The organism is Streptomyces alkaliphilus (assembly GCF_014141535.1).
Taxonomy (GTDB): Bacteria; Actinomycetota; Actinomycetes; order Streptomycetales; family Streptomycetaceae; genus Streptomyces; species Streptomyces alkaliphilus.
The window spans coordinates 1-524 of the sequence record NZ_VKHT01001685.1; the positions used below are offsets into that span (position 1 = coordinate 1).

Sequence of the window (524 nt, forward strand, 5' to 3'; positions counted from 1 at the left end):
GCCCGGGCCTGCTGACGGTGTGGCGGCTGTTGCTCGTCATCTGGATGGCGCCGCCGATCCTGCTCGCCGTCATCCTGCCCCTCGCCCTCGGCGCCCCCGGGTGGGCAACGCTCGCCCTCGTCCCGCTCGCCCTCGCCGGCTGGCTGTGGTGGGTCCTCGGCCGGCACTTCCGCTCCTGGCGCTACCGCGAGCGGCGGGACGACCTGCTGATCGGACGAGGAGTGCTGTGGCGGCAGCTGACGGTGGTGCCCTACGGCCGGATGCAGCTGGTGGAGGTCACCTCCGGACCACTGGACCGGAAGTTCGGGCTGGCCCGGCTGCAGTTGCACACCGCTGCCGCCGCCACCGACGCCACCATCCCCGGCCTGGACCCGGCCGAGGCCGAGCGCCTGCGGGACCGGCTCACCGAGCTGGGCGAAGCCCGATCGGCCGGCCTGTGAGCACCGACCGTCCGCACGGGAGCGGACCCCGACAGGGCACGTCGCCCGGTGACGCGCCGGCGGACCCCCCGGACGGGCCGGTCC

At 75.6% G+C, this 524-nt stretch carries 1 protein-coding gene; it reads left to right on the top strand.

Annotated features, from left to right (window positions below; all coding sequences use genetic code 11):
• A partial coding sequence (locus FNQ90_RS26320; RefSeq protein WP_182608577.1) for a PH domain-containing protein occupies window positions 1-440 on the top strand: 440 nt, incomplete at its 5' end.
• Window positions 441-524: the final 84 nt, after the last annotated feature.